Raw genomic sequence first — 13,617 nt, 5'->3', positions numbered from 1 at the left:
GCTAGCGTACGGAAAATCAATGAATCGCCGCTCCGCGCCGGGCTTCCCTAACCGTCCTGCCATCCGCCGTGCTCATTCGGGCCCGGCAACCGGGCAAAAGCGCAACCTCTGGGGCCGCTACGCGCGGCTGTCGGAACTGGCCGGCCCGTCCTTCCTGGCCATCGGTTTCCCCGCGCGCCTGCCCCTGGCCATGCTGACCATCGGAACGCTGACCATGGTGACTGCCAGCACCGGCTCATACGCCTTGGGCGGGTTCGCCGCCGGTGCCGTCGGTATCGGCTCAGCCATCGGCGCCCCGGCCCTGGGATACTTCGCGGACCGCGAGGGGCAGCGTCCCGTCCTGCTCCTCGCCGCCGCGGCGCACACCCTGGCAATCGGAATTCTGCTGTTGGTGGTCTACGCAGGCTCGGCAGGGGCCGGAATGGGCGCCATCCTCGCGGCATCATTGGCAGTTGGGGCAACATCTCCGCAGGTCAGCCCGCTGGCCCGGGTCCGCTGGATGGCCATGGCACGCAACGACAAGCAGGTGCTGGACACCGCACTCTCCTACGAGAGCACCGCGGACGAACTGACCTTCGTCCTCGGCCCGGCACTGGTCGGACTGTTGGCTGCTGCGATCGCTCCGTGGCTGCCCTTCGTGCTGGCAGTGCTGATCACCGCCACGCTGGTGCCCGCCTTTGCCCTCCACCGCACCTCGTTCGCCGTCGTTCCCGTGGGACGGAACCTGACGCATCAGCATCCCGAAGCCGCTGCCGAAGCCCTTAGGAGCCGCCAGCCCGTCAACTGGCTGCGGACGTCTGTGCCTGTGCTGGGCATGATCGCCATGGGAACCTTCTTCGGCGGATCCCAGAATGCGCTCAGTGCTTTCGGCGGAACGTTCGGGGCGGCCGATGCCGCGGGGCTGCTGTACGCGCTGCTCGGCCTGACCTCCGCGTTCGGCGCCCTCTCCGTGGCCTACTGGCCGGCCCGGTGGAAACCGGCATCACGCTGGATCGTGTGCGCCGGGGCGATGGCCGCCTTCAGTGCCTTGCTGCTGCTGCCCGGCGAGGTCGGGGCGATGGTCATCGTCCTGCTCGTGGTCGGCCTGCCGGTCGGGCCGACCATGGTCACCATTTTCAGCATCGGCACACTGGTCGCTCCGAAGGACCGGCTCGGCACCGTCATGACGTTGTTGGCCAGCGGCGTCGTGCTGGGCAGCGCCATCGGGTCGGCTGCGGCCGGTGCCGTGGCCGAACGAGGCGGCTACGCCGACGCGTTCGTTGTCCCGATTGCCGCCGCAGCGGCCCTGTTCGTGCTCGGCTTCCTCGCCGCCGCCGTCGCCCGGAGCAGCTCACCCGGCGGCCAGCGGGACGCCTAATTCAGCGAAGTTCCGCTTCGATCGCGGAGGCCGCCCGCTGGAGTGAAGCGGCGATGTCCTCCGTGGACGTCGTCGTACGGATGTACACCACGGAGATGGCCGCAGGAGGCTGTCCCGGAACAATAACGGGCACAGCCACGGACGATACTCCGGGAATGACCTCGTCGTGGCTGACGGCATAGCCGACCTTCCGGGCCAGCTCCGCTTCCGGGCGGAACGGCTGCCCGGGCGCCTGCCGCTCCCACTGCTCGCGTCCCACGGCGGCCTGGATGGCGATGCCCGGGGCGCCGCTGGCGAACGAATGCCGCATCCCCGGGTGTTGGACGAGCGCCGCGGCGGTGTGCCGCGGCTCGACCGTCACCAGAGTCACGCAATCCCGCTGATCCCAGACAGCGATGAATGCGGTCATGGCCAAGTCGTTGGCGAGGGTCGTCAGTTCCGGCAGGGCGGCCGACTGAAGATCCCTAGAGACACCGCGCGCCAGCGCAGCCAGCCCCGGGCCCGCCTGGACCCGGCCGGCGGAATCGCGCATCAGCAGCGAATGGTCCTCCAACGTGCGAAGGATCCGGTAGGCAATGGACCGGTGGACCCCTAGGGCTTGGGATAGTTCGGCAATCGTCATCGGAGCCCGTGCCTCCGCCAGGATCTCCAGCGCCCGGATGCCACGCGAGAGGGTCTGCGAATGGGCCTGCCCCTTCGGCGCTGCAAGCTCCCCTCCTGCGGGCGACAGATCGGTAGGGGGAACGGGCTGGCTCATCGGTTCATCCTTCGGTCAATGTCGAGACGCCCACCTATGATTGTGTGTGCGCTCACAATACGACCATTGTTCTATATCGGCACGAAATGTCCAACTATAGAACAGGGCTGGGCAATGGGCGGGTGGGCCAACGACGCCTGCTGCCCCGCCCGGCCGCGGCGGGCGCGGATGGCCAGCCGGAGAGGCGCAAAGAGCCCGCAATTCCTGTGTGATACTCCTCACCGTCGTGTAGTATGGCATCCGTCACATACCGACCGTTCTGTCGGTAATCTTCGACCGGGAGTATCGGAGTTTTCATGTCAACGTCAGAAGAACTGGCAGGCAACCTCAGCCCCTCTACGCGGAAAGAGGAGCGGAAGGTGCTGGCCGGAACGCTGGTCGGCACCACCATCGAGTGGTACGACTTCTTTATCTACGCGCAGGCCGCCGGCTTGGTCCTGGCCCAACTGTATTTCGCCCCGCTTGGCACCGAGAACGCCGGGCTGGCGCAGGTCGCCTCCTGGGCCTCGCTGGGCATCAGCTTCCTGTTCCGCCCCCTCGGGGCCATCGTGGCGGGGCATCTGGGGGACCGGCTCGGCCGCAAAATGATGCTCGTCTTTACCCTGGTCCTGATGGGCCTGGCCACAGCACTGATTGGTGTGCTGCCCACCTACGCGCAGATCGGCGTCTGGGCTCCGATCCTGCTGGTGCTGCTGCGCATCCTGCAGGGCTTCTCGGCAGGCGGCGAATGGGGCGGCGCGGCGCTCATGTCCGTCGAGCACGCGCCCATCAACAAGCGCGGCTTCTTCGGCGCGTATCCGCAGATCGGCGTCCCCTGCGGCATGATCCTGGCCACCGGCGTGATGTGGCTGCTTAGCACCCTCATGAGTGACGAAGCCTTCCTTGCCTGGGGCTGGCGCATTCCGTTCCTCTTCTCCATCGTGCTGATCATTGTCGGTTTCATCATCCGCCGTGCGGTTGATGAGAGCCCGGTCTTCAAGGAAATGCTGGAGCGCAAGAAGGAATCGGCCGCCCCCTTGGCCCTGCTGTTCAAGCACAACTCGAAAGAGGTCATCCTCGCCGCGCTGACCTTCATCGCCAACAACGCCGCCGGCTACCTGCTCATCGCGTTCTTTGCGTCCTATGCCACCAAGGCGCCCGACGCCGGCGGCCTGGGCATGGACCGCTCCGCGGTTCTGCTGGCCACCACGCTCGCTGCGTTCGGCTGGCTGATTTTCACGATGTACGGCGGCATCCTCTCCGACCGGATCGGGCGCATCCGCACTTTCCAGATCGGCTACGTCTGGGTGCTCCTGTGGTCCGTCCCGATGTTCTTGCTCATCGATACCGCGAGCATCATCTGGTTCACCGTCGCCGCGTTCGTCCTGACGATCGGCCTGGGCCTGTCCTACGGTCCGCAGTCGGCACTTTTCGCCGAGATGTTCCCGGCGAACGTCCGCTACTCGGGTGTTTCCATCGGCTATGCCATCGGTGCCATCCTCGGCGGCGCCTTCGCCCCGTTGATCGCCGAGCTGCTGCTCGGCGCCACCGGAACAACGATTTCCATTGGCATCTACATCGCCGTCCTCTGCGTCATCTCGCTTGTGGCGGTGTCCCTAATCAAGGAAACCAAGGGCAATAACCTGCGGGTGGAGGAGGCGCACGAGGAATACCTGCGCGGGCATCCCGAGGCACGCTGACCAGCCGCTCTTCACTAGCGACAGCCGGGTCGCCGCGAACTTTACGCGGCGGCCCGGCTTTTCGCTGTACCCCGTAAGTCGCGACGGCGGCACCCGGCGGGACCTGCATGCGTCGCCGGTACCACGTGTGCCGGTGCGACGGCGCGCGCCCGGCGGGTGTGCGCGGGTCATCCGCGGACGACGCGGAGCGAGCGACGGCGGTGGCCCGGGCGGGTGTGCGCGGCACCTGCGGATGGCGCGGATCGAGTGACAGCGGTGGCCCGGGCGGGTGTGCGCGGCACCTGCGGATGGCGCGGATCGAGTGACAGCGGCGCCCGGGCGCATCTATGCCGGTAGCAGGCATCCCGTGGGGGCCGCGGTCAAGCTGAGGGCATGGGTAGTTCTCCCCATCGCGCCCGCGTTGAACGCAAGGCTAAGGTGGGTTCCGACGGCCGTGCTTGGGAAGAAGCCGGCCTCCACCCGGGTCCTGAACGAGAGCCCGGAACCGGAAAAGCCGGCGCTGCACAGCCCCCCAACCTCTGCAGCCCCGGCTTTTCTGTTTAACGGGACCGGCCGGCCCGCCCCGAAGGGATGACCGGCCGGCAGCAGGAGCGGCGCGCCCTGGACTGCGACGGGTGCGACTTGCCGCCGCTGGATCGTCAGCCGTCAGTTGTCCGTTCCGCCATGGCCGATGCCGACGTAGATGTCGGGTCGGGCCGACTTCAGGTACAGGCCCCAGCCCAGCCCCGCCACGCCGGGCAGCACGGCAACCGCCGGCAACAGCCAGGAAAGCGTGGAGGCGCCTTCGGACCCGATCAGTACGTTGAAGTTGGCCACGATCACGATGAACACGCTGCCCAGGGTGACGACGGCCATGGCCGGCGCGATGAGTTTGGTCCAGAGCGAGTAGCCTTCGCCATGCTTCCGGAAGTACCCGATCACTGCGGCCGAGATCAGCACTAGCAGCAGGACCAGCCCGAACGCTCCGGTGTTGGTCAGCCAGGTGAAGAACGTCAGGACGGGATAGAGCGCACCCAGTTCCGATCCGATTCCGGCGATCGCGAAGACCGCCAGCATGACCAAGGCCAGAACGGACTGCGACAGTGAGCCCGCCACCGGGGCGAAAGACTCCGGATTGACGTAGGCCAGGCGGCGGGGGAGGACGCCCTCCCGGGCCAGCGAGAAGACGTAGCGCGCCACGGCATTGTGGAACGCCATCAGCGCCGCGAACAGGCTCGTCACGAACAGCACCTGGGCAATGTCGGCCAGCAGCATACCGCCGTGCTCGGTCAGGAAGACGAAGATGAGGTCGGGGCCGAACTCCTGGGACTTCGCGATGATCTGGCTGTGGCCGGTGGCTGTCGCGGTGGCCCATCCGGAGAAGGCGTAGAAGAGCGAGATGACGGCGACGGCGATGTAGGTGGCGCGGGCGATGGAGCGCTTGGGGTCCTTGGCCTCTTCGCTGTAAATGGCGGCCGATTCGAAGCCCATGAAGGCCGCGATGCTGAAGGCCAGTGCGGCCCCGACCCCCGCTGTAAACAGGTTGGCGGGATCCATGGAAGCGCCGGAGATTCCCTCCGGCGCGACGGCGATGGCAATGATGTCGAAGACCAGCACGGCCACGAACTCAAGGCCGACGAGGACCGCGATAACCTTGGCCGACAGATCGACCTTCCTGACGCCCAGCCAGCCCACCGCCAGGAAGCCGACCAGCGCCGTAGCCCACCAGGGCACATTCACGCCGAGTTTCGCACTCACGAACGACGCCGACGCGAACCCGAACAGCCCATAGATCCCGACCTGCATGGCGTTGTAGGAAACCAGCGCCACCCACGCCGCGCCGACACCCGCCGCCCGGCCGAGGCCTTGGGCGATGTAAGCGTAGAAGGCGCCGGCATTGCTAATGTGGGCGCTCATCGCGGCGTAGCCGACGGTGAACAGCGCCAGGCAAGCGCCGAGGACGATGAACGAGAGCGGAATCCCCAGTACCTCTGTCACGGCGAAGTTGCTCGTGGTGCCGCCGGCCACCACGGTGAGCGGCGCAGAGGCGGCGACGATCATAAAGACCAGTGCCGGAACACCCAGCGTGCGCTTGCCGAGGCCAGCCTCCGAACCGCCTTGAAGCTGTGGCATCGTTCGTTCCTGTGACATGAAAACCTCCAACGGGAGAATAAAAGATGTTTCGATTGTGGCAACGGCGGCCCGGGCGGGCCTTGCCCTTGGCGGTACTGCACTTGTCGAATCGTGCACAGCTTGCGCTGGTGGGGGCTCTCAGCCGGGCGGACGACGGCGGCCGGTGCCGTGTGCGGCCAGGGGTGAAACGTGGGCGACGGCGGCGGCGGCCGTGTGCGGCCAGAGCAGCGTAAGCGGTGGTGGATCGTGGGCGACGGAGGCGGAGGCCGTTGCGGTCAGGGGCGGTGGATCGTGGGCGACGGCGGCCGGTGCCGTGTGAGAGGCGGCGCACTGCTTCGGGTAAGGCCCGGTAGGACAGAGCGGAGCAGCAGGAGGGCAGGGCAGGACTGCGCGGGGGCAGGGGCACGACGGCGGACTCGCCGCGAAATCCGGCGAGGGCGCTTGCGTGTGCTTCGCCTGGACGGCGAAATCCGTGCTTGCGGGGCCTACTCGGTCTCCGGTCAGGCGTCCTGGCGGCGGTAACTGCTGGGCGGCACGCCGAAGCTGCTGCGGAAGATGCGGCTGAAGTGCGCGGCATCAAGGAAACCCCAGCGGGCGGCGATGCTGCCGACCGGCCGGTCCGCCAGGATCGGGTCGCGCAGGTCCCTCCGGCAGTGGTCCAGCCTGCGGGCCCGGATCCAGCTCGCTACCGTCGTGCCCGAAGCGGCGAAAATATTGTGCAGGTGGCGGGTCGAGACGTAGTGGGCAGCAGCGATCTCGGCGGGGGAGAGGTCCGGATTGCCCAGGTTGGCCTCGATGTAGCGGCGGATCCTGGCGAGGAGTTCCGGGTGGCTCCCCGCATCCGTTTCGCGCCGGGCGTCGAGTTCGCTCTCGAACATGGTGGCGATCAGGTCCACAGCGTTGTTGGCAAGCCGCTGGCCGCTGTTGCCCGAGAGCGCGTCCAGGTTCTCGGCGAGTTGTGCCATGAACGGGCTGATCATCCGTCCCAGGCCGGCGTCGCCGGGGAGCCGGACGGCGGTGAGCTGGCCGACTGCATCGGCGGGCAGATCGAGCGCCTCATGCGGGAACATCAGGACCAGGGTACGGAAGTCCGACTCGAAGCCCAGGGTGTAGGGCCTGTGAGTGTCGTAGACGGCGAGGTCGCCCGGCCGCAGGCTGGCTTCGCGGTTGTCCTGGATAAGCAGGCCGTGGCCCGAGAGCTGGAGGTTGAGCTTGTAGTACAGCCGGTCGGAGGACGAGATCAGCGACGGCGTGCGGAGCACGCGGTGGCCGTTGGCGGAGACTTCGACGATGGAGAGCTCGTCCAGCACGCGCGAGCGGATCCGCCCGCGGAACGCTTCCGTCGCGTCCGTCTGCACATCCAGCGGCACGAAGGACTGGTTGACCAGGTTGCGCCACTGGGCAAAGCTGGCGGCGTGGGCCGTCTCGACACCCGGGGCCGGCGCGGCGCGGGCGGCCTCGGCTTCGGGGCCCGGGGCCGTCCCGACCTCGGGGCCAAGTGCGGTGCGGGCTGCTTCGACCTGCGGTGTTGGGGCGACGGCGCCGTCCGCCGCGGGATGGCCGGCGGCGGAAGATGGCTGCAATAACGGCGTGGCGTGAATCACAATGCATCCAATCTAGCCCGGGAGGGCCGCAATGTCACCTTTTTTCGACGTCGGGCGAAAAACTAGTCAGGCGGCCGGCGAGGAGCTTCAGGTAGGCGTCCAGTTGAGCGGCGAGTTGCTCCGGGGCATGCGTCGCCGGGGTGAGGGCTGCGGTGATCTGCGCGCCCAGGACGAAGGTCATGAGGAATCCGGCGACCTGGTCGTCCAGGGTTTCGGCCGAAATTTCTCCTGCCGTGCGCGCTTGGCCGAGGTACTTGCGGAGGGATGCCTGCCATTGGGCCATGGACTCCTCGTGCAGTCGCGTCTTTGCGGGATCGGTCAAGGCCTTCTGCCAGAACGGAATGACGATGCGGGCCTCGCTGATCCTTTCCTCGTCGAGGGGAAGGATTTCGTGGCAGAAGGCGCGCAGGGCTTCGAGGCCGGCCAGGTCCGCCGTCTTCGCTTCCATCCGCCGGTTCGTCTGGTTGAAGACGTGCCCGAAGGCGAAGGTCAGCAGGTCGTCCTTCGTGGGAAAGTACGGCTTCAGCGCACCGTTGGCGAATCCCGCTTCGGTGGCGATCTCCCGCATGGTCGCGCCTTCCATGCCATGGCGCGCGATGATGCGCCAGGTTGCGTTGACCAGTTCGACCCGGCGCTGGTCGTGGTCGACGATCTTGGGCATCGTGCTCCTTGTTTTGCGTCAATTGTAGAAAAACCCTTGTGAGCTATTTTACGGACGGCTATTCTCTACAGTCATAGAAAAACGACGCAATCGGCGTCGCGAAACCGCTGGAAGGGCAGCCATGACCATCTCCTCTACGGAACTTTCCTCCGCCTACGCGCTGGCGTCCGCCGACGAAATCACCCAGGTCCGCCGGATCCTGGCCGACGCTGGCCTCGCCGGAGAAAACATCCGCTTCGCCTACCTGGGCCTGCTCGACCCGCCCCGCGGAGCGGCGTCCAAGGAGGACCGGCGGTTCCGCGCTTTCCTGCACGACGTCTCGGGTGCAGCACCGAAGGACGTGGTGGTGTCGGTAACCCGGGACGAGGTGGAATCGGTAACCGACCTGGATACCTCCGTCACCGGCGAGCTGCCGGTACTCGAGGAGGAGTTCGCCGTCGTCGAGGAAATCCTCGCCGGGGACGAGCGCTGGCTGAAGGCGCTCGCCGACCGGAACCTCGACGTCGATAAGGTGCGGGTTGCCCCGCTCTCCGCCGGTGTCTTCGAATACCCCGAGGAGAAGGGCCGGCGCATCCTGCGCGGTCTCGCCTTCTACCAGAATTTCCCCGAAGACAGCGCCTGGGCGCATCCGGTGGACGGGCTGGTTGCCTACGTCGACATCGTCAGCAAGACGGTGGACCAGGTGCTGGACTTCGGTCCGGTCGCGGTCCCGGCCGAGCACGGCAACTACACCGATCCTGAGCTGACCGGGCCCCTGCGCGAGACCCAGAAGCCGATCAGCATCACCCAGCCGGAGGGCCCGAGCTTCACGGTCTCCGGCGGCAACCACATCGAGTGGGAAAAGTGGAGCTTCGATGTCGGCTTCGACGTCCGCGAGGGCGTGGTCCTGCACAACATCGCCTTCCAGGACGGGGAACGCAAGCGCTCGATCATCCGGCGCGCATCGATCGCCGAAATGGTGGTCCCCTACGGCGACCCCTCGCCCGTGCGGTCCTGGCAGAACTACTTCGACACCGGCGAGTACCTGGTGGGCCAGTATGCCAACTCCCTGGAGCTGGGCTGCGACTGCCTGGGCGACATCACCTACCTGTCGCCCGTGATCGCCGACGGCTTCGGCAACCCGCGCGAGATCCGCAACGGCATCTGCATGCACGAGGAGGACTGGTCCATCCTGGCCAAGCACTCCGACCTGTGGACCGGCATCAACTACACCCGACGCAACCGCCGGATGGTCGTTTCGTTCTTCACCACCATCGGCAACTACGACTACGGCTTCTACTGGTACCTCTACCTGGACGGCACGATCGAGTTCGAGGCGAAGGCCACCGGCATCGTGTTCACCAGCGCCCACCCCGGCAAGGGCTACCCCTACGCTTCCGAAATGGCTCCCGGCCTGGGTGCCCCCTTCCACCAGCACCTGTTCAGCGCCCGCCTGGACATGGCTTTGGACGGCCTGACGAACCGGGTGGAAGAGGAAGAGGCGGTCCGGGTCCCCCTCGGCGAAGGCAACGAGCGCGGAAACGCGTTCACCCGCCGTCGTACGCTGCTGCGAACGGAGGCCGAGGGTGCCAGGGAAGCCGACATGGCGGCCGGTCGCACCTGGCTCATTTCCAATCCGGAGTCGCTGAACCGCCTGGGCGAGCCGGTGGGCTACAAGCTGCATCCGCAGGGCCAGCCCATGCTGCTCGCGGATCCCGGGTCATCGGTGGCGCGGCGCGCGGCCTTTGCCACGAAGGACCTCTGGGTGACCCGCCACGCCGAAGAGGAGCGCTACCCGACCGGGGATTTCGTTAACCAGCACGCCGGGGATGCCGGCCTGCCGGCCTATGTGGCGCAGGACCGGGGGATCGACGGCGAGGACATCGTGCTCTGGCATACCTTCGGCCTGACGCATTACCCGCGGGTGGAGGACTGGCCGATCATGCCGGTGGACACCGCCGGCTTCAAGCTGCGGCCGGAAGGCTTCTTCGACCGGAGCCCCGTCCTCGACGTGCCGCCGAACAAGCCCGCCGGCGGGCACTGCCATGGCTGAGACGGCTGTGGCTGACGCTGCTGTGGCTGACGCTGCCATCGTGGGCCCGGCCCTGCAGGCACGCCCCCTCCTCGCGGTCCGACGGCCGGTGCCGCTGCACCCCAGGCTCTGCGCCGGGGCGGCAGTGGCATCGGCCGCCGCGCACGGCTGGATGGCGTGGCTGCACCGCGGGAGCTGGTGGGAGTCCGGCCTGATGGTCTTGATGGCTGCCGCCTGCCTGTCCTGCGTCGTGCAGCTCTGGCGGTCCGGATGCGCCGGAGCGGCCCGGAGCTTCATGGGCATGGCTCTGGCGATGGCCGGTTTCCACCTGCTGCTGCTCGTGCAGCCGCTGGGCGGCGGGGCCCACGCACCGCACCTGCACCACACCGCGGTCGCTGCCACGGTGCAGGCCGCGTCCTCCGGAGCCGGCGGCGGAACGGGCAGCGCCGGTCCCATGTTGACCGTCATCTTGCTGGAACTGGCGGGGGCGATGGCCGCTGCCACCTGGATCAGGAGATCAGCCGGACAACTATAGCGGTCGCGGCCCTGGATAGATAGATCCGCAGTCTGCTTCGCAGGACACGGCCGGGCAGGTTTTGTGGCTTCCGCCACGCGGCGTATGAATGGAGGGTGAGCGCGTCCCCGAACCAGCCGCCGGTGGATCCGGACTTCGTTCCGGACCCCGGCCGCTGGCGCATCCTCACGGTCCTCCTCGTGACGGTGTTCATGGCCCTGCTGGGCGTGAGCATCGTCAATGTTGTGCTGCCCTCGATCGAGATCGGCCTCGGGGCCACCCAGTCCGACATCCAATGGGTGCTCTCGGGCTACGCGCTGTCTTTCGGTGTGGTGCTGGTGGCGGCAGGCCGGGCCGGCGACATATTCGGCCGCGGGCCCATCTTCATCGCCGGCCTCATCACGTTCACGCTCTCGTCCGTGGCTGCGGGGCTGGCCCAGGACCCGGTCAGCCTCAACTTCATCCGGTTTATCCAGGGCATCGGCGCGGGCCTGCTGAACCCACAGGCCATCGGCATGATCCAGCAGTATTTCCGCGGCGAGGAACGGGCCCGGGCCTTCGGCCTGCTGGGCAGCGTCATCGGTGTCTCGGCCGCCATCGGCCCGCTCATCGGCGGCCTCCTCGTCGAGATGGCCGGCGAGGAGAACGGCTGGCGCTGGACCTTCCTGGTCAACGTCCCGGTCGGAGTCCTGGCCACCTTCCTGGCCTTTCTCTGGTTCCCCAAGCCGATGCGGACCAGGACTGCGCCCTCGGCGGACCAGGACACGCGCCGCGCCCGCGGCGGGCGTGAGCCGCGCGACCTGGATCCGGTGGGCGCCATGCTGCTGGGGGCCGTGGTGCTGGTCGTCCTGCTGCCGTTCGTCGAGTCGCGGGAAGCCGCCTGGGTGTGGGCGCTGCTGCCCGTGGGGCTGGCCGGACTCGTGGCCTGGGTGTGGTGGGAGAACCGGTACAAGCGGATCGGCCGCAGCCCGATGGTGGATCCGGCGCTCTTCCGGCTCTCCAGCTTCGCCAACGGCACCGCGATCTCCGGCCTCTACATGATGGGCATGACCAGCGTCTGGGTGCTGGTCGCCCTGTACCTGCAGGACGGGCTCGGCCGCACAGCGCTGGAGGCCGGCCTGGTGGGGCTACCCGCGGCGGTGATGGTGGCCGTCGGCTCGCAGTGGGCGGGCGGCAAGGTCACGGAATACGGCCGCAAGGTGGTCATCTGGGGGATTGCCAGCGCGCTGGTCGGCCTGGCCTCGAGCGTCCTGGTGGTGCATCTGAACCAGTTGAACGGGACCAGCATCTGGTGGCTGCTGCTGAGCCTGTCCTTCGTCGGCGCCGCACAGGGGCTGGTCGTCAGCCCGAACCAGACGCTGACGCTCGCCGAGGTGCCGATCGACTATGCGGGCAGCGCCGGCGGCGTCCAGCAGACCGGCCAGCGCATCGGCACGGCCGTCGGCATCGCCCTCATCACCGCCATTTCCTTCGCCACCCTGGCACAGGCCAACTGGGCGGCGGCGATCACCATCGGGTTCTCGGCGATCGCCGTGATCGTCCTCGCGACGCTGGCCATCGCGGTTAAGGACCAGCGGACCCGCGTCCGGGCCGGCCGCGTCTGAGCGTCGCGGCTTCGGGCATGTACGGATGCGCCGGTCCCGTCCGTTCCGGGCGCTGAAGTCCGTTCCGGCCAAGCGGGCGTCGCCCGTGGCCCTTAACGCGGAAGGTGACAAGTACGACGGCGGTGCGTGCCGCCGTCGTACTTGTCACCGTTTGTCCTGGTTACCTCCGGTCCCCGGAGCGTTGGGGCCCCGGAGCGTTGGGGCCCCGGTCCGGGATCAGACCAGGTTGCCGAGCTTGAAGCCCTTGGCCGCCTCGCCGCGGTAGGAGCCGGACTCATCGTCCGCACGGGTGTAGGAGAACCCGTCGGCGCCGATGGTCACCTCCATTTCGGAGGTATCTTCGCGCTTGACGACTTCCTGCGGGTTGCCGTCCAGGTCGAGGACCAGCGATGCTTCGGTGTACCAGGACGGGACGACGGGGTTGCCCCACCAGTCGCGGCGCTGGTTGTCGTGGACGTCCCAGGTGATGACGGGGTTGTCCGGGTCGCCGGTGTAGTAGTCCTGGGTGTAGATCTCCACGCGGTGGCCGTCCGGATCCAGGATGTACAGGTAGAAGGCGTTGGAGACGCCGTGCCGGCCGGGGCCGCGCTCGATCCGGTCGGACATGCGCAGGGCGCCCATCTTGTCGCAGATCTGGATGATGTTGTGCTTCTCGTGGGTGGAGAAGGCGACGTGGTGCATGCGCGGGCCGTTGCCGCCGGTCAGGGCGGTGTCGTGCACGGTGCCCTTGCGGTGCATCCAGGCGGCGTAGGTGGTGCCCTCGGCGTCCTTGATGTCCTCGGTCACGCGGAAGCCGAGGTCTTCGAGGTACTTGCGGCCGCGCGGCACATTCGGGGTGACCTGGTTGAAGTGGTCCAGGCGGACGAGTTCGCCGGCGGAGTACAGGTCGTAGCGCATGTGCAGGCGCTCGACGTGCTCCGTCTCGTGGAAGAACTCGTAGGGGAAGCCCAGCGGATCCTCGACGCGGAGCGAGTCGCCGATGCCCTTGACGAAGCCTTCCTTGCGGCGCTCGGTGCGGCAGCCGAGTTCCTTGTAGTAGGCCTCGGCCTTATCCACGTCCTCGGGGCTGCGCACGCGGTAGGCGAAGGCGGCGACGGCGGCGACCGGACCCTTGCGGAGCACGAGGTTGTGGTGGATGAACTCCTCGAAGGAGCGCAGGTAGATCGCGTTTTCGTCTTCTTCGGTCACGTGCAGGCCGAGCAGGTCGACATAGAAGGCGCGGGACTTGGCGAGGTCGGTGACGACGATCTCCATGTACGCGCAGCGCAGGATGTCGGGTGCCGGGACGGAGGGCTTGGGAATCTCGTTGCTCATTGTT

At 67.5% G+C, this 13,617-nt stretch carries 10 protein-coding genes; 5 read left to right on the top strand and 5 right to left on the bottom strand.

The genetic code is table 11. The features are described from left to right. The first annotated feature begins 19 nt into the window (after positions 1–19). Positions 20–1,357: an MFS transporter gene (locus tag OC550_RS08860; RefSeq protein ID WP_262105247.1), complete on the top strand. Its 1,338-nt coding sequence runs from the start codon at positions 20–22 to the stop codon at positions 1,355–1,357. A 1-nt stretch (position 1,358) separates the two neighbouring features. Here the strand turns inward: OC550_RS08860 and OC550_RS08855 are convergent, their stop codons facing one another. Further along, positions 1,359–2,114 carry an IclR family transcriptional regulator gene (locus OC550_RS08855; protein WP_262105245.1) on the bottom strand — a complete coding sequence of 252 codons (756 nt, stop codon included), beginning with the start codon at positions 2,112–2,114 and terminating at the stop codon, positions 1,359–1,361. Between the two features lie 296 nt (positions 2,115–2,410). Here OC550_RS08855 and OC550_RS08850 point away from each other — a divergent pair, with 296 nt between their 5' ends. Continuing rightward, a complete protein-coding gene (locus OC550_RS08850) occupies positions 2,411–3,793 on the top strand; it encodes an MFS transporter (protein ID WP_262105244.1) in 1,383 nt (460 codons plus the stop codon). A 645-nt stretch (positions 3,794–4,438) separates the two neighbouring features. Here the strand turns inward: OC550_RS08850 and OC550_RS08845 are convergent. The 3 genes from OC550_RS08845 to OC550_RS08835 all read right to left on the bottom strand — a co-directional run bounded on the left by OC550_RS08845 (position 4,439) and on the right by OC550_RS08835 (position 8,170). Then, positions 4,439–5,905, bottom strand: a complete 1,467-nt coding sequence (locus tag OC550_RS08845; RefSeq protein WP_262105243.1) for an APC family permease — start codon at positions 5,903–5,905, stop codon at positions 4,439–4,441. A gap of 500 nt (positions 5,906–6,405) precedes the next feature. Beyond that, entirely contained in the window at positions 6,406–7,293 is an 888-nt protein-coding gene (locus OC550_RS08840; RefSeq protein WP_262106298.1) for a helix-turn-helix domain-containing protein, read from the bottom strand. Between the two features lie 250 nt (positions 7,294–7,543). After that, positions 7,544–8,170, bottom strand: coding sequence for a TetR/AcrR family transcriptional regulator (locus OC550_RS08835; RefSeq protein ID WP_262105242.1), 627 nt, complete (start codon positions 8,168–8,170; stop codon positions 7,544–7,546). A gap of 121 nt (positions 8,171–8,291) precedes the next feature. On the opposite strand from OC550_RS08835, the gene OC550_RS08830 reads away from it, so the two are divergent. The 3 genes from OC550_RS08830 to OC550_RS08820 all read left to right on the top strand — a co-directional run bounded on the left by OC550_RS08830 (position 8,292) and on the right by OC550_RS08820 (position 12,299). Next, the gene (locus OC550_RS08830; RefSeq protein ID WP_262105241.1) at positions 8,292–10,202 is read left to right on the top strand and encodes a primary-amine oxidase; all 1,911 of its coding nucleotides are present in this window, start codon (positions 8,292–8,294) and stop codon (positions 10,200–10,202) included. Next, positions 10,195–10,716, top strand: a complete 522-nt coding sequence (locus tag OC550_RS08825) for a hypothetical protein (RefSeq protein ID WP_262105240.1) — start codon at positions 10,195–10,197, stop codon at positions 10,714–10,716. The genes OC550_RS08830 and OC550_RS08825 overlap by 8 nt, the downstream gene beginning before the upstream one ends. A gap of 95 nt (positions 10,717–10,811) precedes the next feature. Then, on the top strand, positions 10,812–12,299 hold the full coding sequence (locus OC550_RS08820; RefSeq protein WP_262105238.1) for an MFS transporter: 1,488 nt from the start codon (positions 10,812–10,814) through the stop codon (positions 12,297–12,299). A gap of 216 nt (positions 12,300–12,515) precedes the next feature. On the opposite strand, the gene hpaD is transcribed toward OC550_RS08820, so the two are convergent. Next, positions 12,516–13,613: a 3,4-dihydroxyphenylacetate 2,3-dioxygenase gene (gene hpaD / locus OC550_RS08815; RefSeq protein WP_262105236.1), complete on the bottom strand. Its 1,098-nt coding sequence runs from the start codon at positions 13,611–13,613 to the stop codon at positions 12,516–12,518. Positions 13,614–13,617: the final 4 nt, after the last annotated feature.

It is taken from the genome of Arthrobacter sp. Marseille-P9274 (genome assembly GCF_946892675.1).
Lineage (GTDB): Bacteria > Actinomycetota > Actinomycetes > Actinomycetales > Micrococcaceae > Crystallibacter.
Note: the sequence above shows the minus strand (reverse complement) of the source record. Positions and strands in the feature narration are given on the sequence as shown.

What these genes read in the sequence shown, in the direction of transcription:
- OC550_RS08860 (WP_262105247.1), top strand. Translation starts at nt 20, where the DNA reads ATGAATCGCCGCTCCGCGCCGGGCTTCCCTAACCGTCCTGCCATCCGC.
- OC550_RS08855 (WP_262105245.1), bottom strand. Translation starts at nt 2,114, where the DNA reads ATGAGCCAGCCCGTTCCCCCTACCGATCTGTCGCCCGCAGGAGGGGAG.
- OC550_RS08850 (WP_262105244.1), top strand. Translation starts at nt 2,411, where the DNA reads ATGTCAACGTCAGAAGAACTGGCAGGCAACCTCAGCCCCTCTACGCGG.
- OC550_RS08845 (WP_262105243.1), bottom strand. Translation starts at nt 5,905, where the DNA reads ATGCCACAGCTTCAAGGCGGTTCGGAGGCTGGCCTCGGCAAGCGCACG.
- OC550_RS08835 (WP_262105242.1), bottom strand. Translation starts at nt 8,170, where the DNA reads ATGCCCAAGATCGTCGACCACGACCAGCGCCGGGTCGAACTGGTCAAC.
- OC550_RS08830 (WP_262105241.1), top strand. Translation starts at nt 8,292, where the DNA reads ATGACCATCTCCTCTACGGAACTTTCCTCCGCCTACGCGCTGGCGTCC.
- OC550_RS08825 (WP_262105240.1), top strand. Translation starts at nt 10,195, where the DNA reads ATGGCTGAGACGGCTGTGGCTGACGCTGCTGTGGCTGACGCTGCCATC.
- hpaD (WP_262105236.1), bottom strand. Translation starts at nt 13,613, where the DNA reads ATGAGCAACGAGATTCCCAAGCCCTCCGTCCCGGCACCCGACATCCTG.